General features: G+C 43.2%; 29 protein-coding genes and 1 pseudogene. 8 read left to right on the forward strand and 22 right to left on the reverse strand.

Annotated elements, in window-relative coordinates:
* The first annotated feature begins 55 nt into the window (after positions 1-55).
* On the forward strand, positions 56-757 hold the full coding sequence (locus NYE43_RS10650; RefSeq protein ID WP_024121754.1) for a class I SAM-dependent methyltransferase: 702 nt from the start codon (positions 56-58) through the stop codon (positions 755-757).
* An 86-nt stretch (positions 758-843) separates the two neighbouring features.
* On the forward strand, positions 844-1,104 hold the full coding sequence (locus NYE43_RS10655; RefSeq protein ID WP_024121755.1) for a hypothetical protein: 261 nt from the start codon (positions 844-846) through the stop codon (positions 1,102-1,104).
* 40 nt (positions 1,105-1,144) lie between these two features.
* Here NYE43_RS10655 and NYE43_RS10660 read toward each other — a convergent pair whose 3' ends face one another.
* Together NYE43_RS10660 and deoD are read right to left on the reverse strand one after the other, a co-directional pair.
* Complete coding sequence (locus NYE43_RS10660; RefSeq protein ID WP_024121756.1) at positions 1,145-1,966, reverse strand: D-Ala-D-Ala carboxypeptidase VanY; 822 nt, start codon at positions 1,964-1,966, stop codon at positions 1,145-1,147.
* Between the two features lie 83 nt (positions 1,967-2,049).
* Positions 2,050-2,751: a purine-nucleoside phosphorylase gene (gene deoD, locus NYE43_RS10665; protein WP_024121757.1), complete on the reverse strand. Its 702-nt coding sequence runs from the start codon at positions 2,749-2,751 to the stop codon at positions 2,050-2,052.
* A 201-nt stretch (positions 2,752-2,952) separates the two neighbouring features.
* On the opposite strand from deoD, the gene NYE43_RS10670 reads away from it, so the two are divergent.
* Positions 2,953-3,078, forward strand: a complete 126-nt coding sequence (locus NYE43_RS10670; RefSeq protein WP_024121758.1) for a hypothetical protein — start codon at positions 2,953-2,955, stop codon at positions 3,076-3,078.
* A gap of 37 nt (positions 3,079-3,115) precedes the next feature.
* Here the strand turns inward: NYE43_RS10670 and yodL are convergent, their stop codons facing one another.
* The 3 genes from yodL to NYE43_RS10685 all read right to left on the reverse strand — a co-directional run bounded on the left by yodL (position 3,116) and on the right by NYE43_RS10685 (position 4,355).
* Positions 3,116-3,430 carry a shape determination protein YodL gene (gene yodL / locus NYE43_RS10675; RefSeq protein ID WP_038954208.1) on the reverse strand — a complete coding sequence of 105 codons (315 nt, stop codon included), beginning with the start codon at positions 3,428-3,430 and terminating at the stop codon, positions 3,116-3,118.
* Positions 3,431-3,489: 59 nt separating this feature from the next.
* Entirely contained in the window at positions 3,490-4,101 is a 612-nt protein-coding gene (locus NYE43_RS10680; RefSeq protein ID WP_326323907.1) for a phosphatase PAP2 family protein, read from the reverse strand.
* A gap of 77 nt (positions 4,102-4,178) precedes the next feature.
* Positions 4,179-4,355 carry a YozD family protein gene (locus tag NYE43_RS10685; RefSeq protein WP_010334612.1) on the reverse strand — a complete coding sequence of 59 codons (177 nt, stop codon included), beginning with the start codon at positions 4,353-4,355 and terminating at the stop codon, positions 4,179-4,181.
* 120 nt (positions 4,356-4,475) lie between these two features.
* Between NYE43_RS10685 and NYE43_RS10690 the strand changes: the two genes are divergently transcribed.
* Positions 4,476-4,619: a hypothetical protein gene (locus NYE43_RS10690; protein ID WP_103671803.1), complete on the forward strand. Its 144-nt coding sequence runs from the start codon at positions 4,476-4,478 to the stop codon at positions 4,617-4,619.
* On the opposite strand, the gene NYE43_RS10695 is transcribed toward NYE43_RS10690, so the two are convergent.
* From NYE43_RS10695 to cgeC, 13 genes and pseudogenes are all read right to left on the reverse strand, one after another.
* Positions 4,616-5,296, reverse strand: coding sequence for a hypothetical protein (locus NYE43_RS10695; protein WP_010334614.1), 681 nt, complete (start codon positions 5,294-5,296; stop codon positions 4,616-4,618). The two genes, NYE43_RS10690 and NYE43_RS10695, sit on opposite strands and share 4 nt — an antisense overlap.
* A gap of 153 nt (positions 5,297-5,449) precedes the next feature.
* The gene (locus tag NYE43_RS10700) at positions 5,450-5,674 is read right to left on the reverse strand and encodes a YozE family protein (protein ID WP_010334616.1); all 225 of its coding nucleotides are present in this window, start codon (positions 5,672-5,674) and stop codon (positions 5,450-5,452) included.
* 86 nt (positions 5,675-5,760) lie between these two features.
* Positions 5,761-6,039: a YokU family protein gene (locus NYE43_RS10705; RefSeq protein ID WP_095713123.1), complete on the reverse strand. Its 279-nt coding sequence runs from the start codon at positions 6,037-6,039 to the stop codon at positions 5,761-5,763.
* Positions 6,036-7,451: a lysine 2,3-aminomutase gene (ablA, locus tag NYE43_RS10710; protein WP_095713124.1), complete on the reverse strand. Its 1,416-nt coding sequence runs from the start codon at positions 7,449-7,451 to the stop codon at positions 6,036-6,038. The genes NYE43_RS10705 and ablA overlap by 4 nt, the downstream gene beginning before the upstream one ends.
* A 32-nt stretch (positions 7,452-7,483) precedes the next feature.
* Entirely contained in the window at positions 7,484-8,311 is an 828-nt protein-coding gene (gene ablB, locus NYE43_RS10715; protein ID WP_326323908.1) for a putative beta-lysine N-acetyltransferase, read from the reverse strand.
* Entirely contained in the window at positions 8,289-9,599 is a 1,311-nt protein-coding gene (locus NYE43_RS10720) for a peptidase (protein WP_326323909.1), read from the reverse strand. Before NYE43_RS10720 ends, ablB begins: the two co-directional genes overlap by 23 nt.
* Positions 9,600-9,607: 8 nt before the next feature.
* Positions 9,608-10,261, reverse strand: a complete 654-nt coding sequence (locus NYE43_RS10725) for a 3-oxoacid CoA-transferase subunit B (protein ID WP_024121766.1) — start codon at positions 10,259-10,261, stop codon at positions 9,608-9,610.
* Positions 10,246-10,935: a CoA transferase subunit A gene (locus tag NYE43_RS10730; protein ID WP_326323910.1), complete on the reverse strand. Its 690-nt coding sequence runs from the start codon at positions 10,933-10,935 to the stop codon at positions 10,246-10,248. Before NYE43_RS10730 ends, NYE43_RS10725 begins: the two co-directional genes overlap by 16 nt.
* A gap of 18 nt (positions 10,936-10,953) precedes the next feature.
* The gene (locus NYE43_RS10735) at positions 10,954-12,276 is read right to left on the reverse strand and encodes an aspartate aminotransferase family protein (protein ID WP_095713127.1); all 1,323 of its coding nucleotides are present in this window, start codon (positions 12,274-12,276) and stop codon (positions 10,954-10,956) included.
* A gap of 130 nt (positions 12,277-12,406) precedes the next feature.
* Positions 12,407-12,538: a YjcZ family sporulation protein gene (locus tag NYE43_RS10740; protein WP_373271217.1), complete on the reverse strand. Its 132-nt coding sequence runs from the start codon at positions 12,536-12,538 to the stop codon at positions 12,407-12,409.
* Positions 12,539-12,605: 67 nt separating this feature from the next.
* Complete coding sequence (locus NYE43_RS10745; protein WP_341061827.1) at positions 12,606-13,385, reverse strand: GNAT family N-acetyltransferase; 780 nt, start codon at positions 13,383-13,385, stop codon at positions 12,606-12,608.
* A gap of 28 nt (positions 13,386-13,413) precedes the next feature.
* On the reverse strand, positions 13,414-14,694 hold the full coding sequence (locus NYE43_RS10750) for a glycosyltransferase family 2 protein (protein ID WP_185848900.1): 1,281 nt from the start codon (positions 14,692-14,694) through the stop codon (positions 13,414-13,416).
* Between the two features lie 77 nt (positions 14,695-14,771).
* A pseudogene (gene cgeC, locus NYE43_RS10755) lies at positions 14,772-15,052 on the reverse strand (spore maturation protein CgeC).
* A gap of 203 nt (positions 15,053-15,255) precedes the next feature.
* Between cgeC and cgeA the strand changes: the two are divergent.
* The gene (gene cgeA / locus NYE43_RS10760) at positions 15,256-15,657 is read left to right on the forward strand and encodes a spore crust protein CgeA (protein ID WP_024121772.1); all 402 of its coding nucleotides are present in this window, start codon (positions 15,256-15,258) and stop codon (positions 15,655-15,657) included.
* Between the two features lie 6 nt (positions 15,658-15,663).
* On the forward strand, positions 15,664-16,617 hold the full coding sequence (locus tag NYE43_RS10765; protein ID WP_326365477.1) for a CgeB family protein: 954 nt from the start codon (positions 15,664-15,666) through the stop codon (positions 16,615-16,617).
* A gap of 69 nt (positions 16,618-16,686) precedes the next feature.
* Here NYE43_RS10765 and NYE43_RS10770 read toward each other — a convergent pair whose 3' ends face one another.
* Complete coding sequence (locus NYE43_RS10770; protein WP_341061830.1) at positions 16,687-17,835, reverse strand: phytase; 1,149 nt, start codon at positions 17,833-17,835, stop codon at positions 16,687-16,689.
* 355 nt (positions 17,836-18,190) lie between these two features.
* Between NYE43_RS10770 and NYE43_RS10775 the strand changes: the two genes are divergently transcribed.
* The gene (locus NYE43_RS10775) at positions 18,191-19,216 is read left to right on the forward strand and encodes an SDR family NAD(P)-dependent oxidoreductase (RefSeq protein WP_024121775.1); all 1,026 of its coding nucleotides are present in this window, start codon (positions 18,191-18,193) and stop codon (positions 19,214-19,216) included.
* Positions 19,217-19,260: 44 nt separating this feature from the next.
* Here the strand turns inward: NYE43_RS10775 and msrB are convergent, their stop codons facing one another.
* Together msrB and msrA are read right to left on the reverse strand one after the other, a co-directional pair.
* The gene (gene msrB, locus NYE43_RS10780) at positions 19,261-19,695 is read right to left on the reverse strand and encodes a peptide-methionine (R)-S-oxide reductase MsrB (protein ID WP_024121776.1); all 435 of its coding nucleotides are present in this window, start codon (positions 19,693-19,695) and stop codon (positions 19,261-19,263) included.
* Positions 19,696-20,229, reverse strand: a complete 534-nt coding sequence (gene msrA, locus NYE43_RS10785; protein ID WP_326323915.1) for a peptide-methionine (S)-S-oxide reductase MsrA — start codon at positions 20,227-20,229, stop codon at positions 19,696-19,698.
* A 133-nt stretch (positions 20,230-20,362) separates the two neighbouring features.
* On the opposite strand from msrA, the gene NYE43_RS10790 reads away from it, so the two are divergent.
* Complete coding sequence (locus NYE43_RS10790) at positions 20,363-20,788, forward strand: MarR family transcriptional regulator (RefSeq protein ID WP_024121778.1); 426 nt, start codon at positions 20,363-20,365, stop codon at positions 20,786-20,788.
* Between the two features lie 47 nt (positions 20,789-20,835).
* On the opposite strand, the gene NYE43_RS10795 is transcribed toward NYE43_RS10790, so the two are convergent.
* Positions 20,836-22,173, reverse strand: a complete 1,338-nt coding sequence (locus tag NYE43_RS10795; RefSeq protein WP_326323916.1) for an MATE family efflux transporter — start codon at positions 22,171-22,173, stop codon at positions 20,836-20,838.
* Between the last annotated feature and the right edge of the window lie 36 nt (positions 22,174-22,209).

Below are 22,209 nucleotides of genomic sequence, written 5' to 3' on the forward strand. Positions count from 1 at the left end.
TTCATAAACCTATGTCTTTTCACGACATATAATAACGAAAAAGGAGGATACCATTTTGAGCCGATATTTAGAAATGCTGTCCTTATTCGGTGTCTCAGGTGCACATCCAGGCGGGCTTGCTTTTTCAAAAGCCGTATTGCAAAAAGCGGCACCTCCGCCTGATCAGCCGATTCTTGATGCCGGATGCGGGACGGGGCAAACTGCGGCTTATTTAGGACATTTGCTTTATCCTGTCACAGTCGTTGATAAAGACCCTGTCATGCTTGAGAAGGCGAAAAAAAGATTTGCAAATGAAGGGCTGGCCATCCCTGCATATCTTGGAGAGCTGGAACATCTTCCGTTTTCTTCGGCGTCCTTTTCCTGCGTCCTGTCCGAATCCGTCCTCAGTTTTTCCCATCTGACATCCTCCCTTCAAGAAATTAATAGAGTATTGAAGCCGGGTGGAATGCTGATCGGTATTGAAGCGGCGCTTAAACAGCCGATGCCTCCGCGCGAAAAGAAGCAAATGATGGACTTTTACGGTTTTACAAAGCTTTATGACGAATCGGAGTGGATAGACTCGATTCGTTCCCATGGATTTCAGAAAACAGAAACGATCACCCTTTTGCCGGAAGATATGGAATTTGAACCGACGACAGAAATGGATGTATCGCAAGCAATCGCTCCTATCTACTATGAAACGCTTCAGTCCCATTATGACCTCATGCAGGCATACAGCGAGTATATGGGTCATTGTATCTTTATCGCATACAAGTAAAACGGCGCTTCACCCCCTCTTTTCGTCCAACCTTTTTTGTTTATCTATCATAAGCTGATAGAAAGACGGATTAGGAGGGAATTATATTGGAAAAATACTATCATATCTGCCGCCAGCACCAAGGAAAAGTTGCTAGAATTACAGAAAGAAACGGCAGAGTCCATGTGGGCAGAATTACACGGGTAACCAACAGCAAGGTCTTTATTGCTCCAGTTACTTCAGGGGGCCCAAGAGGCGGATTTGGCTATGGATATTGGGGCGGCTACGGATATGGATATGGAGCCGCATACGGTATTGGCCTTGGGCTGATTACAGGTGTGGCGCTCGCCGGTTTATTCTTTTTTTAATGGAAAAACCCGCTTAACCAATGGTAAGCGGGTTTTTATTTTATATCTTCTTCACTTTTTCAAAGTATTCTTCTAATGTTAAGTCATTCTCATGAATAACCTTTGCAGCCTTTTTGCCTACATAACGCAAATGCCATGGTTCGTATTCGTACTTCGTGATGTCTTCTTTGTTTTTAGGGTAGCGAATGATAAAACCGTATTTATATGCATTGTTCTGCACCCATTTTCCGTCTTCGGTGCTGCCGAACGCCTCATTTAGCTCAAAACCGTTGCTTCGGCTGGAAATATCCATTGCTAAACCTGTTTGATGTTCGCTTTCACCCGGATATGCGACAGCTTCTCTTGCTTTCTTTTCCCCTTTTAAGCTTACTTCATTTTTAAAGATAACCTGCTGTCTGTCATACGAGCGGTATCCAGACACGGCTGCCAGCTCATAGCCATCCTTTTTCGCAGCATCAAACATCGTTTTTAATGCGTCTGCTGCTTCTTTTCTGATGTATCGCTTTTGTATTTTCTCTTTAAAAGAAAACTCGACATCAGGGATAACTAGATCGCTAGGTTCATAGTCTCCTGGCAGTGCGTATTGCTTATTGACAAGGGCGAGGATATTTTTTGGATTTTGAATGGTTTCCAGGCCGTCCACTTTTTTAATGTTATTGAAAAACTTGCTTTCCAATAAGAACTCACTGTCCTGCGTATTTGTTCTTTTGCTGTCAGCTGTTTTTTCTTCTGTCTGTTTTGATTCTGCAGTGGTTTTCGTATCCTTTTGAGCATCCCCATTTGACATGCTGCAGCCGGCTCCGACAATTGCCGTCACACTCAGAGCGGCGGCCAGCGAGAACCATTTACCGGACTTTTTCATAATCACATTACCTTCCTTTTATCAATCGTTTCCGTATCCATAAAGAAGAGGCTGCCGGCACCCAGCACGCCTCTTCATTTATTTTATTTTGATACAGAATGTAAAGCCACTTCTATCATATCATGAAAAGTGGTTTGACGCTCTTCTGCTGTTGTTTCTTCTCCTGTTAATACGTGATCGCTCACGGTCAGGATGGACAGCGCTTTTCTACCGTGCTTCGCTGCCAATGTATACAAAGCGGTTGTTTCCATCTCTACCCCGAGCACACCGTATTGGGCAAGCTTCTCAATTTGAGAATCGTCATTGTAGAACTGGTCAGCAGTAAATACACTGCCTACCGTCACCGGTACGCCTTTATCCTTAGCGGCGTCATAGGCATTTTTCAAAAGCTCGAAATCTGCGTTAGGCGCGAAATCGATACTTCCAAAAGCGACTCTGTTCATTTGTGAATCAGTAGAAGAAGTCATGGCCAAAATGACGTCGCGCACTTTGACATCTTTACGGATGGCGCCGCAAGAGCCTACTCTTATTAAGTTTTGCACATCATAGCTTTGAATTAATTCATTGACGTAAATTGAAATGGACGGAACGCCCATGCCCGTGCCCTGCACAGAGATTTTTTTGCCTTTATATGTACCTGTAAATCCATACATGCCTCTGACTTCATTATAGCATTCCACATTTTCAAGATACGTTTCAGCGATAAATTTTGCTCTTAAAGGGTCCCCCGGCAATAGTACCGTATCCGCAATTTGTCCTTTTTCCGCACCGATATGTACACTCATCTCATATCCTCCTCAACCAAAATTAACGATCAGTCCGTTCATTTTACAACGGATGTCATGATGAGACAAACTTCAGCATTGATTATAAAGGAATGTTCCGAAAAAAGAAAATGATCCGGGGTATTTTTAGGCGCCATTAGAGAAAATCGGGATAATTGAGCCGCTTATATGAGAACCTAACGGCAAAAGGAGGGATGAAACATGGGTAAAAAACAGCGTAACCGAATAACCGGACAAAAAAAGAACAACCACATACCTGCTAAAGACGTTATCGCGGCTGAAGAGGCGCACGAAAAAGAGCATTCCGCGGCCAAACGAAAACCTTAAACAACAGAAAACTGCGGATATCCGCAGTTTTCTTTCGTTATGTTGTTTGCACAATCAGACGATTGATTTTCCTCCATCCGGCGGGAAGCAGTTTATAATATGTTTTCCCTTTTCTGCCTTCATCAATCAAAATCACATCCCCTGTGGCCATAAATCTCGCATCATAATCACTTGGAACAGTATCGAATACATTAAACAAAGAGAATGCTCTTTTTAGCACGTCTTGATGATTGCTCCCGTTCAGTTCAGTTCGATAGACGGCTCTGTAGCCTTTTTTTTCACCAAACCGGGGTGTTTGAAATATTGTCACATCGTAAAAACAAGACTTCTTTTTAAACACGGATAACATCATCAAGATCCCTCCCTTTTATTTCTATAACATATTGGCGTTTCGCCCTCTTTTTCCTCTCTCTACTTTTGTCGAAACGAATGAAACTTTTCGTCAAAACCTTTCACGAGGAAAAACAGCAGCAGGCCGAGACTGAAGCCTCCTAAAACGTCAGTTAAAAAGTGCACGCCGAGGTAGACTCTGCTGGCACCAACCAAAATAACGACAGTACCGGCGATTATGTATACCGCTTTTTTATGCTTTGACAAAAACGGGATGTGTTTCACTAAAAAGTAGGCGATTACTGGATAAACACAAGCAGCGTTCATGGAGTGGCCGCTCGGAAAGCTGAAGGACGACTCATGAACGAGCGGTTCAAAATCCGGCCTTGCCCGTTCGATCCACTCTTTTAATATTTTGTTTAACAGACGATCCGCACCGAATATGAAGAGCATCAAAAGACCGTCCAAGGTTCTCTTGTAAAAAAACAGCCCTGCCCCAATGACTACGATAAGTGGCAGTAAAAAGGAAGTAGCACCAAGATGTGTCACCCAAATCATCACATCGTTCAGCCAAGGCTGACGGATAGCTGCGGCTACCTTACTGATCATTTCATCTGCTGATTGAACAGCAGATGTATGAATAACCGCGGCTAAAAAAAGAAAGAGAAGAAACAGACTGACTGGCTTGTACAAGATTTTCCCTCCTTTATTTCTCAAAAATTCATATCAGCCGAATAAAAAACCGGAGCTGGCCGCTCCGGTTTCAAGCCTTAACAATCTTCATCCAGCTCTTCATCTATCATACATTTTTCTATCAGATAATCAAAGGTAATATCGGCGATTTCAAACAGCTCATCTTCACTCGGTATGTAGCCCCGTCTTGCAAGCTCTCTGTAAAAAAATTCAGCGATTTCTTCCGTGTCAATCACAAGATCTATTTCTTTCATAACCATACCGCCTCCTTTTTTATGTTTTATGAAAAAACGGGATGAATTATACCCGGTGTTCTAAACAATTCTTTCATTCATATACATTGAATAAAAAAACAAGCCATAGGAGGCTGACAAATGATTGCTAAAATGATGGAAGCACTGGACGGAGAAAGATTCGATATGGTGATGGAAAAAACGCTCAAAGGTATGACGCATGTCATGATTTGGGGCTGTCTGCCTTACTTTTTATATGTGATCATCCGCTTGTTCACAAACTAACTGAAGTGTTCTTTTAAACTTTCCAGCACAAACATCATCATATCTTTATATTCTTCATCTTTAAACATTTCGTACAGAATTTTGTAATCGTTGTAAATATCCAAAAGCTCATCAACAATTGATACAGCCAGGATGCGCAGGGTATCTTGATCTTCATCTTCGCCTTCAAACTGAAGAAGAGCAGACGGTACAATATCTTCGCCGATCTCATGGGCAGTTTCTCCGACATAGTGGACAAACAAAAGCTGATGCACAAACTGGTCCATTTCATACTTTCTGAGTACCAGCGTGAGATCCTCTTCCTCCGTTTCAAGCCACTCTCCATCCTTTAAACGAGTCAGCTCATAAATAATATCTTCCCAGCCATCTTCTAAATATCTCCAAATTTCTGTTCTGTGGCCGATAATGCGAAAGAGTTCTTTTCCATAATCTTTTACATAAACGACATCTCCAATGAGGAATTCATATTCAATATCAAGTTTTTCCATATCGACAATGACGCCTTCATAATCTTTATATAATTGAATGGACGATTCAAAATATAAGACTTCATTGTGGTTTACTTCATAAAGATAGTGCTTATCGATTTGGTGCACTTTTGTGATTGTGCCGACTGTCCCATACATAATGACGACTACGATATCCCCTACTTGGAATTTCGGTTTATTTTGCTTCACGGTGTCTCCCCCTCGCCGCAACATTTCTCATACGCTATCGTATGCTGGGTTACACCAATTCGCATGGGCATGAAAACCATTGGAAGTATCCAATTATGGTATGTGTATGCGCACAAAAAAATCCGCAGCAAATCTGCGGATTTAAACATGTGGTTATTTGCCGTGCACCTCGGCCTCGTATTTTTCCCAAGCTTCATCAAACGTAGCCATCGTGTCCAGATAATCAACATTCAGCTCCAAATATGAACTGATTTCGTGATAATCGGTTGATGTTTTCGGGAAGCTGTGATCCTCATACGCCTGATTGGCAAACTCGCTGATGCTGTCCTGCGGCTTAGGATGTCTGTATTTCAATAAATAGTGATAAAAGGATTTCATGGGTTTCCCCTCCTGGTGTCTGTCTTTTGTTGTTCTATTATACAGTGCAAGTGTAAAATTACAACAAAAGAATAACGAAACATCATTCAGGAAAAATCAAAATAGTTGCGTTTTAATATCCTTTCCGTTTCCATGAGCTGTTGATACGTCAGACTTTCAGGGAGTTTTTTTGTGTTGATTAAAAACAGCTGATCCTCAATATCCTTTATCGTCGAATCCTCTTGGTAGGCCATTCCGCAAGAAGAGCAAATCATCGCGGGGATGTTTGTCAGCTCTATGGCTCGTGTGCCGTCAGGAAGCTCCCAATAAACCGTGTTCGTGCCAGGCTGCGCCTCAGGCACACCGCACCATTCGCATGTTTTCATGAAGAATTCCCCCCGCTTTCTGCCTCTTTTTCTTTTTTCTGCTGGGCTAAAAATTTCTTTTCCTTTAGCTGGTCTCTTTTCTCCCGCCGGTCCTTTAAAGTTTCATGCCCCGGCTTCGCTGTATATGCTTCTCTCCTTTTGATTCTGGCCACGTTTTCCGGTGTGAAAGAAATCTCTTTGTCGGCAAGGATGGCACTCAGTCCAATTGGCTCTTTTTTGTCGACAGCTTCAGGAAAAACAGACTCAAAATAGGCGTCAGCCTGGTTAGGGATATAATGTTCAGGTTCCGGATAAGAGGTAATGACTCCTTCAAAATTTCTCAAGATGATTTTGTCAGGACTTTGCGATAAAACATAATTTGGCTGCAGTGCGATCTTCCCGCCGCCGCCTGGTGCGTCAACGACAAAGGTTGGTACCGCGTAGCCTGAAGTATGGCCTCGCAGCCCTTCAATAATCTCCAGTCCTTTTGAAACCGGAGCTCTGAAATGTCCGATGCCTTCTGAGAGATCACATTGGTATATATAATAGGGACGGACTCTGATTTTCACCAAGTCATGCATAAGCTTTTTCATAATTGTTACCGAATCATTAATGCCTGCTAGCACGACGGCCTGATTTCCGACCGGCACACCTGCGTTCACCAGCTTTTCGCAAGCCTCAACGGATTCCTCCGTCATTTCGATGCTTGTGTTGAAATGGGTGTTCAGCCAGACCGGATGATATTTCTTTAAAATATCGCACAGTTGATCGGTGATTCTCTGAGGGAAAACGACAGGCGCTCTTGTGCCGATTCTGATAATTTCCAGATGGGGTATACTGCGCAGCTCTTTTAAAATGTATTCTAAAATTTGATCATTGATCAGCAACCCGTCCCCGCCTGAAATCAGGCAGTCCCGGATCTCGGGTGTCTCCCGAATGTAGGCGATCGCGGCATCAAGCTGCTTTTTAGGGACACCCATTCCGATTTGACCGGAAAAACGCCTCCTTGTGCAGTAGCGGCAGTACATGGAGCATTGGTTCGTGACAAGGAACAGGACTCGGTCGGGATAACGGTGTGTCAGACCGGGTACCGGAGAGTCTTCATCCTCATGAAGCGGGTCTTCCAGGTCGTATTTTGTTTTGTGCATCTCTTCAGAGAGCGGCACAGACTGCATCCGTATCGGACATCTGGGGTTGTCGGGATCCATTAAGGAAGCATAATAGGGTGTGATATTTAAGGGGATCGTTTTAGTAGAAATTCTGACGCCTTCCTCTTCTTCTTCGGTCAGGTTAATCACTTTTTTCAAGTCATCTAATGTTCTTACAGTATGGGTCAGCTGCCACAGCCAATCATTCCATTTTTCTTCCGGAACATCCTTCCATAACTCTATCTCCTTCCAATGCCGTTTCGGTTTATACCATTTGTTTGTCAAATGAAATTCCTCCTCGTGCATTTCTTTTTGACTTACAGGCGCTTGCACCAGATATTCATATTTTCGAGCCCTTCTCCTATATAACAATTATTGATCAGCCTTCCGCCATACTGATACCCGGAATGATACAGGACCGCATTCATGCCAAAAGATGCAGCGCGGGCGAGTGAAAATACTTGAAAGATATCTTGCTCTCTCATTTCTTTTTCTAATGCATCTATTAAAATACTTGTCAGCGAACGGCCCCGATAATCGGGAAGCACGGCACAGTCCGTCATTTCGGCATGCCCCAGCTCAGGATTGATATCTGCGCTCGCCGCGCTAATCAGACGGTCATCTTCAAGCATGACATAATAAAGCGTATGCTCATTCATCGTCTTTTCAATATAGGCGGGATCAAACACAGGAGTCGGATACGTGCGGAATACTTTTTTATACAGCATAGATAACTGATACATGTCGTTTGTTTCTGCTTTTCTCATTGTAAAAGGAGACCTGTCTTCGATTTGTGACTGAGGCTTCATTTTATATAATAGCTCTATCATTTCCTGCTCGGATAAATAGGTATCTGTTTGTCTTCGTTTTTCTGTGAGATAACGGACCATGACGGCAGCGCGATGGCCGAGATAGTAGCCTTCGAGAAAGCCCTCCGGCGTAAACAATTGTTTAGCCAGCTCTGCCTCGTCATGCTGTTTAGTGTACACAATAATTTTTTCGGCACCCTCCTCTTCAGCCGCTGTCATAATATCAGACAAGGCTTCCTGAATAGCGCCTTCATAACGAATGACTCTAATTCGTTTATTAAAGCGGTCATTGTCTATGACAGCCGTAACACCGCTACTCTTTACCGTTTTGATCATCAGCATCCTCCCCGTCTATATGAAGCCCGCACCAATCCATCACAAAAAGAGCAATAATTTTAGCTGATTCTAACATGGCTTCAACCTCAATATACTCGTTTGCCTGATGTGCCGTTTTCGTCTCTCCCGGTCCAAAAACGATAACAGGAGTATCTCCCGCATGATACAAAAGGCCGCCGTCTGTCCCCCAAGGCGACGCTTCGATGATCGGCTCTGTTTGTTTCATTTTTTGATAGGCTGATTGCAAGACTGATAGTAAAGGATGGTCATCAGGCAAATCATTCGGCAGCCATTGAGCCCCGAACCATTCCACTTGAATTGGATGGCGTTTAAACCATTCATCATGGTATTGTAAATCTTTCAGCCAGTTTTCCAATTCCATTTTCACGGCTTCAGGCTTTTCATGAGGAGCAATTCCGCACCTTCCTTCTATGACGACGCGGTCTGCTACCGAGGACGGCCATGTTCCGCCTGAGATGGTGCCAATATTGATTGGAACGGGGATTGGGATATGATCATAAAGCGGGTCAGAAATTCTTGCATTGCGGACTTTTTCAAGCTCTTGAATGGCTGTAATGACATGCATGCTTTTTTCAATGGCGCTGACACCTTCATACCGTGTGCCTCCGTGTGCCGCTAATCCTTTAACCGTGATCCGAAACCACATCGAGCCCTGCTGTTTAATAAAAAGCTTCATATTCGTCGGCTCCGGAATTAGCGCCCCGTCCGCACGATAGCCTCTCATAATGGCAGAAAGTGTTCCGGCGCCGCCGCACTCTTCATCTATAACACTTTGAAACAATACATCACCTTTCAGTTTGACATCGCAGGCGTGCAGAGCTTCTAATGCAAATAGAAGGGCTGTATTGCCTCCCTTCATATCAGTGGAGCCGCGGCCGTAAATTTTACCATTTACTTCGGCAGCTTGAAACGGTTCATACTTCCATTCCTTCAAATTTCCTTCTGGCACAACATCGATATGCCCGTTTAAAATCAGAGATCGTCCTCCGCCCTCTCCCGTTTTTTTAGCGACAATGTTCGGGCTCTCATGAAAATCCGAACGGTCTGATATAAAATAGGGATGCTGTTTTAATTGTTTTAGGCTCGGCTCCCACACATCAATGTCCATATGAAATTGCCTAAGCTTTTCAAGAACTACTGCCTGGGCGTTAAATTCCTTGCCAAGTGTGCTTTTTTCTCCAACCAGCCTTTTCAAAAGACGAATGGCTTTGGCTGAATGCTGATCAAGCCATTCGATTACTTTTCTTTCAATGTCCTGCATCATCACTCCCCCTTTTAAGAAAAAGGCATATCTACCATTATTTCAGCGTCGGTCAGCCCGATCACCTCGTCAATTGTTGAGCCATTCATCAGTTCTTTTAAAATAAAATGATGCCGGCCAACTGCAAGAACTGCTTTTTCAGTAATGATCATATCTACACAGCCTGCTGCTGTTAAAGGAAGGGTGCAGGCTTCTGTTAATTTAGGCCTCCCTTTTTGATCGGTATGGCTCATGACGACAACCACTTTTTTCGCTTTTTGGGCGAGCTCCATCGCACCGCCCATGCCTGGCACCTTTTTTCCGGGTACAAGCCAATTCGCAAGGTCTCCCGACTGGCTTACCTGCAAAGCGCCTAGAATCGTAATGTCAATCATGCCTCTTCTGATCATGGCAAAAGACATCGTTGTATCAAAATAAGATGCTCCCTTTACAGCACGGACAGGGAATCCCGCGGCGTTGCATAAATTTTCATCCTCATTCCCTTTTTCGGGACTTTCGCCAATCCCGAGTACGCCGTTTTCCGCCTGCAGCATAACCTGCATGTCAGGCGGCAAAAAGTTCGGCACCAAGGAAGGGATGCCGATACCGAGATTCACCATCATGCCTGGTTTGATTTCAGAAGCAGCCCGTCTGGCGATCTGCTCTCTTTCTGTTACTCCCAAGCCCATTTCCACCTCACCCCTTCGCTTCTCACAACCCCCTCAACAAAAACCCCAGGCGTTACAATCATTTCATCTGCAATATCACCCATCGGCACAATCGTCTCAGCCTCGGCAAAGGTTCTTTTGGCGGCCATTGCCATAAGCGGATTCATGTTGCGCGCTGTTTTGTCATACGTTAAATTGCCGAATTCATCTGCAATGCAGGCATTGATGAAGGCAAAATCAGCCGTCAGCGCTTCTTCAACCAAGTATTGTTTCCCCGCTACAGACACAATCTCTTTTTTCTCACAAACCATTTGATTATCAATGCCGATATCGGTCAAAATGCCGCCAAGGCCGGATCCGCCGGCGCGAATCCGTTCTGCGAGCGTGCCCTGAGGCGAAAATCGAACCTCTAATGTGCCGTCTGTCATCTGTTTTCCGGCTACAGGATTTGAACCGATATGCGATGCAATCAGTGTCTTGACTCTTTTATTGACAATAAGCGGTCCAATCCCAATCTCCGGGAATCCGGCATCATTGCAAATGACAGTTAATTCTTTCACACCGCTGTCCAATATGGCTTCAATCAAAGAAGGAGGAGAGCCGACTCCTCCGAAGCCGCCAAACATAAGGACCGACCCATCACGCACATCTGCAATTGCCGATTCAATGCTGATCGTTTTTTGAAATGGTGCCATATTGATTTCAGTCCCTTTTCAGTTTTTTTCAACTTCTGCAACTGTTTCCGAAAAAGTTGATATAAGCTCTTCCATCTCTCCGTCTGAGATTGTGAATGGAGGAGCGATGATTACGGCATCTCCTTCCCCGCTGTCGATTCCAGCCTTGGAAGGATAGACAATGAGCCCGCGTTTTTTTGCTTCGCTGATGATACGCTGGGTCATCGACCGATCTTGCGGAAACACTCGCTTTGTCTTTTTATCAGCCACAAATTCAACGCCTAACAGCAGCCCTTTGCCTCGGACATCCCCAATGATGCCGCTTCGGTGCATCATCTCTTCAAGTTTCTTTTTCAGCTTGAAGCCCTTTTCTTCAGACTGTTTGATCAAGCCGTGTCTGATAACATAACGCAAAACCTCGAGAGCGGCTTTGGCTGAAAAGGGATGAGCACTGTATGTGTGGCCGCTCATAATAATACCTGATCCTTGTTTTATCGTTTGGAGAACCGTATCAGACACAACTGCAGCTGCAATAGGCGCGTAGCCTGCACCGAGCCCCTTTCCAAGCACAGCGATATCAGGAACGGTATGCCAATGCTCTGTCGCAAGCATCCTTCCAGTTCTCCCAAGCCCGGTCATCACTTCATCCGCAATAAACAGCACGCCGTGTGAGCGGCACACCTCTTGCAATCTCTCATAATATCCAGAAGGTGGAGTGATTGCTGCTCCCGCGGCTCCAATAATAGGTTCTGCCACAAAGCCAGCAATAAACTGACTTCCGATTCTTTTTATAGCGGTTTCCAGCTCCTCCGCAGCCGTTTGAACAAAATCTTTTTTTGCCTCTTGATTCAGCCGATATATATGCGGGGCTGAGAGAGCGGGATAACGCTCTAGCAAATGGGTGAACCGGTACCTGCGTTCATAAAATCCCGACAATGAAAGCGCTCCCAAAGTTATGCCGTGGTAACTGCTCCATCGTGAGAGAAAGATGGATTTTTCTGTCTGCTTTTTTTCCTGCCAATATTGAATGGCGATTTTCATTGCCGTTTCTATGGCCTCTGATCCGCTATTGACAAAAAAAGACCAATTCAAGTCTCCCGGCAGCTGCTCGGCCAGTAAAGCAGCTAATTGCTCGGCCGGCTCACTCGTAAACTGCGAGCGGTAAGCAAAAGACACCTTATCAAGCTGTTCTTTCAGCTGCTCAGTTACTTCATCAACCCCATGGCCGATATTGCATGTCACCGCACCAGATGAGCCATCAAGATATTTTTTTCCGTTCTGATCATACACATATGTGCCCTTTGCATGACTGACAATCGGATATTCCGCATTAAGCTCTGGCTTAATTAAATAACTGCTCATGCTCCACCTCAAAAACACCTTTTCTACATTGTATGAGTGTCCAAATAGCGGCATGACGCTCCCTATAAAATCTTTTTTCGCACAAAAAAAGAGCCCTTCCGAACTTCGAAAGGCTCTTGTGTTATTTCATCTAGCAAATAAAAGCGGCTCCGACGATAATTAGTAAAATGAACAAGACAACAATCAATACAAATGTATTTGTCCCGCAGCCAAATCCTCCGTAACCGTATCCATGACAATATCCATGCATATTGTTTTTCATCCTTTCTTATCACGATATACGGCATTGTATGCGGGCCAAGTCCCAAACGGTTTGTGCAAATGCCCATCTATGTAAGGAAATAATGAAAAACAGTGTGCACCCGCTCAAATTTTTTAAATTTGAGCTTTTCATAAAAATGAGTAACGCCATCAGAATTTGAGGCCACTAAATAAGCATCGTCCATTCCTAAAGATTTGGCAATAGACAGCATCTCACCCACAAGAATACTGCCGAAGCCCCTTCTTTGAAACTGATCCAAAATCGCCACCTCTTCAATTTTAGCCGTTTTCTCTTGCGAATCAATAAAAAGTTCCCCGCAGCCAATCGGAATGTTCTGTGATGAATCGCTGTAACAAACGACAAGCAAAATCGTACCTGCTTTGTAAAAAGGATATTTTCTCACTAATTTTTGTTCTGCGGTTGCCTCTCCTATATAAAGCGAGTCATAAATTTTCATGATAGAAAATCCGTCACTAAGACTCTTTGCCGTCCCCCATGCCGTGAAAGGATGTCCCGTCTGTCCCTTCCAGTCTCCAAGCTTCATGCAGTATAACAGCTCATCTTCAACCACAAAACCGCTTTTCACAAGCGACTGCTTCAAAACGAGCGGAAAAGCATGCTGAGGAGACGCTTTTAAATGGATATAATTCGCATCAAGCAGCTTCGGTACGGACGGCAAAAAATCAGGTATACGCTCCAATGGAAATGTATCATGAAGCTGTACAAAATTATGAGAAAAAATTTGCGGCAGCTTGGAATCTTTATATACCCTGTAATGACCAAACAACTTCGATTCAGACGTTAACGATAGATATTGATGCTCCGTTTTTGAATAATGTCCTGTCATGAATGTCTCCTTTTTATGACCTATACATTTACTCGATTGCAATATTTAATTTCTTTATAATCTCATCGTACACCGGATAAAACGGCTTTCCAATTGGAAATTGCTGAATATTCCGGAAAGAAGCGGGTATTGGTTTCTGCTGCAAAAAGAATTTCCTCACCACTTGCTCGCTGATTGGATGAAAAACACCGTTTAGAAATAGAAACCGCTCGCGTTCTATAAAAAACAGTCTTCGTCCAGGCGGATTTGCGATCACCCCAGATCTGTCCCGCGTGATAGGCGGCCCTTCCTGCAGATCCTCGAGCACTTCTTTTTCAATCGTCAAAATATCTTTTCTTTTAAATTGATAAAATTGAAAAGCATGCTGACTTTCTATCCGTCTTTTTTTACCGGCGTCAATGTAAAATACTGCAGGCTGGTCAGCTTCTTTTACCAAAACATAATTCGGAATGTTTAAACATTTTCCCATATGATATTGAAATAAATGCGGATCGGGGATAACAACAGTCCGATCCAGATACACTGAACTCCATCTCTCCCCCACAGGATGCCGCACACCTTGATCAAGAAAATACACATGTTGATCAGATCCTTTTACAAACGTGCCGTCAATCAAATCGGCGGGCAGAAACTGATAAGCGTTTTGAAAGGAATTCGGGGTCTTATACGTTGTATCTAATACTTCATTTATCGGCAGGAACGGGGCAAATGTGTTTACTCTAATCCAAAAAATTGAGTCGCCGTGATTCCAATGCATCATATCATCGTCCCAATAGCTTCCATATTTATCTTTGATCCGATCAAGCAACGAACGGCGATGCATAACAGAGCAATGATCGACTTGAAAAGCGGCTTGATCAAGCACTGCATTGGCATCTCTGTAAAAATGGGAAATTTCCTCTCCTCTTTCGTTTACATGAACAACTTTTTGTTTTGAATAGACTGCCTGTGCTTCAGGATGACACAAAAATGTCTGCACCATACGGCTCAGCCGATCAGGATGATAAACTGTATCATCGGTGAGATAAGAAATGTAGTCGCCGGCGGCAAATGGAAGAGCGTTATTAATTAATGTGGCATAACGTGTTGTTTTTAATCGATTTTGAGGATGGACGAAGCTGTTTTTATAACGAATGCGCTGGTCATGAAGGTACTTGTGAATCACCGCAATCGTTTTCTCATTTGAATGGTCATCCATGACAAAAAGCTCCCAATTGCTATGAGTTTGATTGATGACACTCTCAATCGCCATTTGCAGATAATCAGGTTTGTTATAACTCGTTAAAATAATGGAAACTTTGTCCCCCATCTCTGCAAGCCTCCTATTGTCACACATGAAAACGGCTCCGCAGCAAGCAGAGCCTCTGTCAACATGTAAAAAGCACCTCAACTTACAATAGCAACATTTGATCCCGTTTGATTTAGCGGGTTCTGAAAAATAACCAAATCAGCCAGGGATTTTTACGATAACATTTTGAAGCGTATCTCCATTGATCAGATTGACTCTTGAAATCGGACACCAAGCTCTTGGCAACTACGAGCTGGCGTTTGAGACCAGATTGATTTCCGTCTGAAGCTGTTTGACGTATAAGCAGAATGAATAAAAACAGAATAAAATGCAATTCGTCGTCATTTTCTTCTTGGTTCACTTTGTTTTCTAAATCCAAACTTCCCTCGCTCCCTTACCCTCTGTTTCACAATATGAACATGCTGTCAATTGCGGTATAGGCAATGTCCATCCATAGAAGAAAATCAGCATTTTCCTTAAATATATGAAAAATAGCTCAGGTACGGCGTTCGACTCATACCAATTGCCAATCAGAAGAATATGATTAAACGTGAGTTCAATAATTAATAGGAGGTGTATGTGTTGAGCAGTGAAAATGCGCAGTTAAAAAAGGATATTATTAAAAGCCTTTTAAGCCCTTTATTTACAAATGCAACAGAAGGAGGAGAAAACGTGAATAATAACCTTAAAGAATTACTTGAAGCTGCTGTTGATAAAAAAGTTGACGAAAGCGAAACGGTTACTGCTGAATCTGTTTTAGATCCTTCCCTTCCTGCAAGATGGATTTTTGCCAGAATTACACCTGGCACTACCATCAGCATTGTGACAGATTCCGGTGACATGATCGGTCCGGTTGTCTTTGTGGCTTTTGATCAAGTCCACGGCATCGTATTTGTCACACAGGAAAGCTCTGTAACTCCGCCAGGTCAAGCGACAACATTGATTGATGTAGATAAAGTAGAAAGCGTTACATTCTTTTCATAACCTCTGATGAAAGTTTTGTATATCCAGTCGGGATATGGAGGAATATACAGTTATTTTGACCGCTGGGCTGAAGAATGCTTTCGGCACGCTCAGACAGAATACATGTCTGCAGATACACCAGACACCGAATCGCTGTCACGCATTGAAACGTTTCAGCCGGATTTCGCACTCATGATGGTTGGAGTTCACGTTCCTCACGACTGGCTGACCTGGTTAAAGGGTAAGGGTATTCCCGTATATGTTTGGCTGACAGAAGACCCATTTTATATTGATATCAGTCTTCAGGTGATAAAGCACGCTGACGCAGTTTTAACAATTGACCAAAATGCTGCTCTCTATTATCAGGATCTTGGTTATCAGCATATCTATTATGTTCCGATTCCTGTTAATCATCGGCTGTTTAAAAAAATGGACACCGCACATTCCTTTCATTCACAATTGCTTATCATCGGCTATCCTTACCCTAATCGGGTTCAGCTTGTGAAAGAAGCGGCATATCTCCCGTACACCGTTCGGGTCATCGGAAAGGAATGGAGAAAATACCTGCCTAAAAAAGTACTCAAACAGCCGCATATAGATGTAGTCAGCACATGGGTTCCGCCTGAACAGGCCGTTCATTATTATAACGGGGCAGACATCGTGATCAATCCGCATCGGCCGTATCATTTTACGTTCAACAAAAATAAAAGCCGCATTAAAAATACAAGCTTTAATAACCGCACCTTTGATATCGCTGCATGCGAAGCATTTCAACTAGTGGATCTCCCTGCGGCATATCCTTTTTCATCCTTTATTTCTTATCACAGCATCAACGACTTTAAGGAAAAAGCCGCTTTCTATATCAATCATCCTGAGGAACGAAACAAAGCTGCGGCGTTAAATTATAAAGAGACCGTTCCTGCTCATACATTTGATGAGCTTCCCGCAAAACTGAAAGCCATTCATCTGGCGCTTTCTTGAAAAATCGTTCATTTCATATGAACGATTTTTTCGTGCACATAAAAAAGCAGCCGAAAATAGGCTGTTTCTTTATTCATCAGATCTGTCCTTCAGCTTCCTTGGATTCACCTGTTTATTCAGGTCAGGTTTTCCGCCTAGATGCTGAGAAATCTGTTCCCATGATACAATTTTGAAATTTTGATTGACAGCTTGTCCATTTTCTATATTTTCTCCGTCCTGTGCTACAAAAATGCCGTACGGATATTTTGGCCCCAGCCCGAAACCAAGAACATCAATACCGTCAGTATCACTCGTCCCGTCTATTTTCTCGCCATCCGTAATTTCAAAATTGGCAATATACCGATTGCCTCCCTGTCTTTCATACAACACATAGCTGTTATTGCCTTGGCTTGAGGCGATAAGATAACCTTTTCCGTCCGGCGCATAATAAATGGTCAAGCCCTCAATATCAGCTGTCAAATGCTTTCCAGAAGCAAGATCAATGACTTTGCCCTGCGATCCTCCAGATGGTTCAGCATTAAATTTCCAAATTGCTGTGTCTTCCTCCGCTATATAGAGATTCCCGTACTCGTCATCTGCGACGAGACCTTCAGTTTGTGCATGTAATTTGAATTGCCGCACTTTTTTCCCTGTTACATATCCCTTTCCATTGTCGGCAATTTCATATTGCTCGAACTCTCCTTGCTTTCCTGTTACCAACGCATAAAATGCCCCTGTTTTTTGGCTGTGATACAGGCTGAAACCGTAAACTTCAGAAATATCAGTGGAAATAGGATGTTTTGGGTCTGTGATGCTTTTCAATTCACCTTTTTCCCCATCAATGGCGTAAACTTCGATCGAATTTTTTCCTTCTGTCCGGTTTGAAGCAGCAGCAATGTCAATCTGTTTGCCGTTGAACGGAAAATCATAACGCAGATCGACATTATTCAGCTTGCCAAACTCGTAAGAATTGATCTGTTTGCCGTCCAAATCATACACGACTAACCCGGACTTCTTGTTTGTCGTTATCAATTTGCTTTTTTCCGGATGCTTTGCATCAACCCAAATGGACGGATCATCCGCTGCGTCATCTCCTGAAGCAACCGGGTCAGTCTCTCCCTTTGCCGTCACTTTGAAATGATTCACTTCATCAGCCTGATGAGCCGATACCGAGTTTGCAGATAGGCTAAGCAATAAACCCGCAGCGGCACTAAACAGAATAGTTTTTGGATACTTCATTTTACAGCCTCCTTATTTTAACCTTCATTTCTTATTGTAAAATATATGTAGTTGATGAATAGTGAGACAATCGAACCTTTTTTTCGTAGTGTTTCTGATTCAAAAGAAAGCTTTTTATATGGACGTGATAAGATCATATGGGACCTGTTTATATGGAGCGAAAAAAGATAATATGAAAATTTAGTACACTGTTTATTTAGTTAGATTAAGCCAATCTCTTCATTTTCTATTAAAAAAGAACACTTTGTGACATCATCATTCCCCTAAATTTCGTTTTATTGGTTGCTTTCATTAACTCGATTAAAATGTTGAACATATGATGCATGGTAGAGAAACGAGAGTTGGAGGATAAGCCATGCCTAAACAGCAAACAGCAGAACTAAAACCATTTTTCCATAACAAAACAGTTTTAGTCACTGGCGGAACGGGTTCAATCGGAAGTCAAATTGTCAAACGCCTTTTGCTGCTTACACCAAAAAAGGTCATTGTATTCAGCAAAGACGACAGTAAACAGTATGTTATGAGTCAAAAGTATGCGGAGGATCAGCGGCTTTCATTTGTACTTGGAGATGTGCGCGACCACCGGAGAGTGAATCAGGTGATGACAGGTGTCGATATCGTCTTTCACGCAGCAGCGCTGAAACAGGTACCGACATGCGAAGACAATCCGTTTGAAGCGATCCAGACCAATCTCATCGGCGGACAGAATGTGGTGGAGGCCGCCCTAATCAATGGAGTACAGCATGTCATCAATATCAGTACAGATAAAGCTGTGTCCCCTGTAAACACAATGGGTGCCACTAAGCTGTTATCTGAAAAGCTGTTTCATCAAGCTAACCGCCACGTTCAAAATAGAGGAACTGTTTTTTGTTCCGTCCGTTTCGGAAATGTTCTCGGCTCAAGAGGTTCAGTCATCCCTATTTTATTTGAACAGATGATGGAAGGTGAACCGTTGACCATCACAGACAAGAACATGACCAGATTTTTTATGTCTATTAATGATGCGGCCACACTGACACTGCAATCAGCCGCTATAACCACAGGCGGAGAAACTTTTATTTTTAAAATGGAATCACTGAAACTCGAGGAATTGATTCATGGATTTGAAGAATACGCAGCGCAGCACGGTCTCCCGCGCCCGGCCGCAATAGAAGTCGGCAAGCGTCCAGGTGAAAAGCTTCACGAAGAATTGACATCTCCCCACGAAGTAGAGTCACTATATGAATGGGGCAACCTATATGCTATCCTCCCAGAACCTGAAAAACATCCTGATTTTCGCAAAGTCAATTTGCCCGGGTATCAGTCTGATCAGGCTCCTCTTATTACAAAAGACAGAATTGCCCAAATTATTGAAGACCTGCATAAAGAAAAAAAGGCATAAAACAAGCCTGTCTATCCATTAGGCAGGCTTGTTTTTTCTTGCATTTATTTGTCAAATAGGTGCTGATAGCTTTCATATCCCTCTTCTTTGAGCTTATCCTTAGGAATAAACCGCAGCGCCGCAGAATTAATGCAGTAACGAAGTCCGCTAGGTCCAGGTCCGTCATTAAATACATGTCCCAGATGGGAATCAGCTGTTCGGCTTCTGACTTCTGTCCGAATCATTCCGTGGCTCGTATCCTGTTTTTCTTCCACTTCTTCTTCCTCAATCGGCTTTGTAAAGCTTGGCCAGCCGCAGTGGGAATCAAATTTATCCTTGGAAGTAAACAAAGGCTTTCCTGACACAATGTCAACATATAGCCCTTCTTCCTTATGATCCCAATACTCATTTTGAAACGGCGGCTCCGTTCCGTTATTTTGTGTGACCTCGTATTGCATACGGTTTAATGACTTTATTCTTTCTTCTTTATTTAGCGTCATTTATTTCGCCCCCCAATGCTCACTGATAAATCCAGATCTTCCGGAGCCTGTCCGGTAACGCTGATAATGCCCTGGATTCTTTTTATAAAAATGCTGATGATAATCTTCCGCTTCATAGAATGGTTCAGCCTTTAAAATATCTGTCACGATAGGATCTTTAAAAATACCGCTTTCCGCCAGCCGCTGTTTTGATGCTTCGGCAAGCTCCTTTTGTTTTTCATTATGATAAAAAATCGCTGCACGGTAAGAGCTGCCGCGATCAGCGAACTGGCCGCCTCCATCTGTCGGATCAATTTGCTGCCAGAACAGCTCTAACAGCTTTTCATAAGGGAATACATCAGGCTCAAACGTGATTTGTACGGCTTCACGATGCCCTGTTGTTTCGCTGCATACTTCTTCATACGTAGGGTTTTCAGTATGGCCGCCTGTATACCCGGACACCACTTTTTCAATTCCCGGCTGTTCGTCAAATGGTTTGACCATACACCAAAAACAGCCGCCTGCAAATGTGGCGAGTTCTTTTTTTTCAGACATACTGGTGCCTCCTTTGTTAATACGTGGTATTATTATATTATAGCATGTAAAAATAGAATGAAAATGATTCTGCTTTTCAATAAAAATCTATAGGTTTTGAGTATTAGCAATTATGTAATGGGGGTTCACAAATTTGAAAGTAAGAACACAAATGATGTATGATATGGAAACTTTACTCCGTAAAGTTTTTAAACAAATACGCAATGAAATCAACGATATTCTAGATAAAGAGCTTTCGCGGAATGAATTTACCATTTTGCGCATTCTAAGTGAACAGGGACCTAAGAAAGTGACTGAATTTGCGCCCATTTTGGAAGTATCAGCAAGCCATATTACCGCAGTGACTGACGCGCTGGTAGAAAAAGAATGGATCACGAGAATCAGATCGAAGGAAGATCGGCGGATCATCCGCATCCATATCACTGAAGCAGGTGAAAAAATCGTTCAGCATTTCAATGAGAAAAAAACTGAATATTTCTTTAAACGCTTTGATTGTTATACGGATACTGAACTCGCCACATTAATCGAGCTTTTCAGCAAACTTGATAAAAAACGGTAAAAAAAGCACATACCCATTTAGGGTATGTGCTTTTCGCAGCGTCTTTCTTATCTTTCAGTAAACAATTTCATCGTTTTCCAGCGGCCGTATCTGTAGTACAAAAACGCCGCACAGCTGCTGAATAAGAAACTCATACCGATTCCGAGACCGATCCCTTTCTGTCCAAGCCAAGCTGAAAACAGAGCCGTGAAAGGATATCTCAAAACCCAAAAAGAAATCAAATTTAAAACCAAAACCTGCATCATTGCCCCAGCAGCTCTGACAATTCCGTTCAGCACAAAATTAATACCGATAAAGGGATAGAAAAACGCAATCCACCGCAAATATTGTTCACCAAACGCTACCGCGTCAGGCTCACTAATAAATAACCTCATTAAATATTTTCCGAATATCCAAATGATAATAGCAATTACGAGCATGCAAGAGAAAACAGATATCACACCAAGCTTCGCAATCGATTCCACTCTTTTATAGTTTCCGAGCCCGATATTTTGTCCCGCCATGCTGTTGACCGCCGTACCGGCCGCCATAGCCGGAAGTGTGATGATGCTGTCCAGCCGCTGCACTGCGCCAAATCCAGAGACCACATGCTCTCCATAAGAGTTGACGACGCTCATGATCGCCATCATTCCGCCTGTAATCACCATCATCTGCAGACCGGCAGGAATACCAAGTTTTAGAATCAATGCAGTCTCTTCCCACTTAGGTGCTCTTGGCATAGAAAACGGAACCAGCTGATGTTTGATGACATAAAACAAACCGTAAAGAAACGCAATGCCCTGTGACAAAACAGTTGAATAAGCCGCTCCCGCAATCCCCATGCGGAAAACAGAAATAAAGAGCGGTGCCAGCACAGCATTCAGCACAACGGCAAAAGCGATGAACCGCAGCGGTGTTTTGCTGTCGCCTAGCGCCCGAAGAACCGTACTGATAAAGTTATAACCAAACAAAAACAGTATGCCGATAAATTGAATCTGCAAATAGATCTCGGCAAGCGGAATCATGGACTCCGGCGTTTGCAGAAGACGCAGCAATGGTTCTGACAGGAAAAAACCGGCTGCGCCGAACCCGATGCTTAAGCCTGTTAATAAAACCACAAAGGCATTTATATAAGACGCCATTCCTTTCTCATCATCTTTTCCCTTTTGCTGAGACAAAATGGTTAAGGTCGCATTATTAAGTCCCAAAATAAAAGACAGCACGGTTAAAACTATCGTGCTTGATACCGCGGCCGCGCCAAGCGCTTTTGCCCCCAGCAAATTGCCGATCCATAAACTGTCTATGAATTGAAAAGAAACCTGCAGAGCATTTCCCAGCATAATAGGCATCGAAAACAGGATAAGCTGCCTCAGCACGTTTCCCTTCGTAAAATCGTATGCTTTCATTTCTTCTCCTTGTTCTCTTATATTTTCGTCCAGCCG

The organism is Bacillus sp. FSL R5-0434, assembly GCF_038004745.1.
In the GTDB taxonomy this organism is placed as follows: domain Bacteria; phylum Bacillota; class Bacilli; order Bacillales; family Bacillaceae; genus Bacillus; species Bacillus halotolerans.

What these genes read in the sequence shown, in the direction of transcription:
- NYE43_RS10745 (WP_341061827.1), bottom strand. Translation starts at nt 13,385, where the DNA reads ATGACAGGACATTATTCAAAAACGGAGCATCAATATCTATCGTTAACG.
- msrB (WP_024121776.1), bottom strand. Translation starts at nt 19,695, where the DNA reads ATGACGCTAAATAAAGAAGAAAGAATAAAGTCATTAAACCGTATGCAA.
- msrA (WP_326323915.1), bottom strand. Translation starts at nt 20,229, where the DNA reads ATGTCTGAAAAAAAAGAACTCGCCACATTTGCAGGCGGCTGTTTTTGG.
- NYE43_RS10795 (WP_326323916.1), bottom strand. Translation starts at nt 22,173, where the DNA reads ATGAAAGCATACGATTTTACGAAGGGAAACGTGCTGAGGCAGCTTATC.
- NYE43_RS10775 (WP_024121775.1), top strand. Translation starts at nt 18,191, where the DNA reads ATGCCTAAACAGCAAACAGCAGAACTAAAACCATTTTTCCATAACAAA.
- NYE43_RS10700 (WP_010334616.1), bottom strand. Translation starts at nt 5,674, where the DNA reads ATGAAATCCTTTTATCACTATTTATTGAAATACAGACATCCTAAGCCG.
- NYE43_RS10670 (WP_024121758.1), top strand. Translation starts at nt 2,953, where the DNA reads ATGGGTAAAAAACAGCGTAACCGAATAACCGGACAAAAAAAGAACAAC.
- NYE43_RS10740 (WP_373271217.1), bottom strand. Translation starts at nt 12,538, where the DNA reads ATGAAAAACAATATGCATGGATATTGTCATGGATACGGTTACGGAGGA.
- deoD (WP_024121757.1), bottom strand. Translation starts at nt 2,751, where the DNA reads ATGAGTGTACATATCGGTGCGGAAAAAGGACAAATTGCGGATACGGTA.
- NYE43_RS10685 (WP_010334612.1), bottom strand. Translation starts at nt 4,355, where the DNA reads ATGAAAGAAATAGATCTTGTGATTGACACGGAAGAAATCGCTGAATTT.
- NYE43_RS10725 (WP_024121766.1), bottom strand. Translation starts at nt 10,261, where the DNA reads ATGGGCTTGGGAGTAACAGAAAGAGAGCAGATCGCCAGACGGGCTGCT.
- NYE43_RS10735 (WP_095713127.1), bottom strand. Translation starts at nt 12,276, where the DNA reads ATGAGCAGTTATTTAATTAAGCCAGAGCTTAATGCGGAATATCCGATT.
- NYE43_RS10705 (WP_095713123.1), bottom strand. Translation starts at nt 6,039, where the DNA reads ATGAAAACATGCGAATGGTGCGGTGTGCCTGAGGCGCAGCCTGGCACG.
- NYE43_RS10750 (WP_185848900.1), bottom strand. Translation starts at nt 14,694, where the DNA reads ATGGGGGACAAAGTTTCCATTATTTTAACGAGTTATAACAAACCTGAT.
- NYE43_RS10690 (WP_103671803.1), top strand. Translation starts at nt 4,476, where the DNA reads ATGATTGCTAAAATGATGGAAGCACTGGACGGAGAAAGATTCGATATG.
- NYE43_RS10770 (WP_341061830.1), bottom strand. Translation starts at nt 17,835, where the DNA reads ATGAAGTATCCAAAAACTATTCTGTTTAGTGCCGCTGCGGGTTTATTG.
- NYE43_RS10660 (WP_024121756.1), bottom strand. Translation starts at nt 1,966, where the DNA reads ATGAAAAAGTCCGGTAAATGGTTCTCGCTGGCCGCCGCTCTGAGTGTG.
- NYE43_RS10730 (WP_326323910.1), bottom strand. Translation starts at nt 10,935, where the DNA reads ATGGCACCATTTCAAAAAACGATCAGCATTGAATCGGCAATTGCAGAT.
- ablB (WP_326323908.1), bottom strand. Translation starts at nt 8,311, where the DNA reads ATGATCAAAACGGTAAAGAGTAGCGGTGTTACGGCTGTCATAGACAAT.
- yodL (WP_038954208.1), bottom strand. Translation starts at nt 3,430, where the DNA reads ATGATGTTATCCGTGTTTAAAAAGAAGTCTTGTTTTTACGATGTGACA.
- NYE43_RS10765 (WP_326365477.1), top strand. Translation starts at nt 15,664, where the DNA reads ATGAAAGTTTTGTATATCCAGTCGGGATATGGAGGAATATACAGTTAT.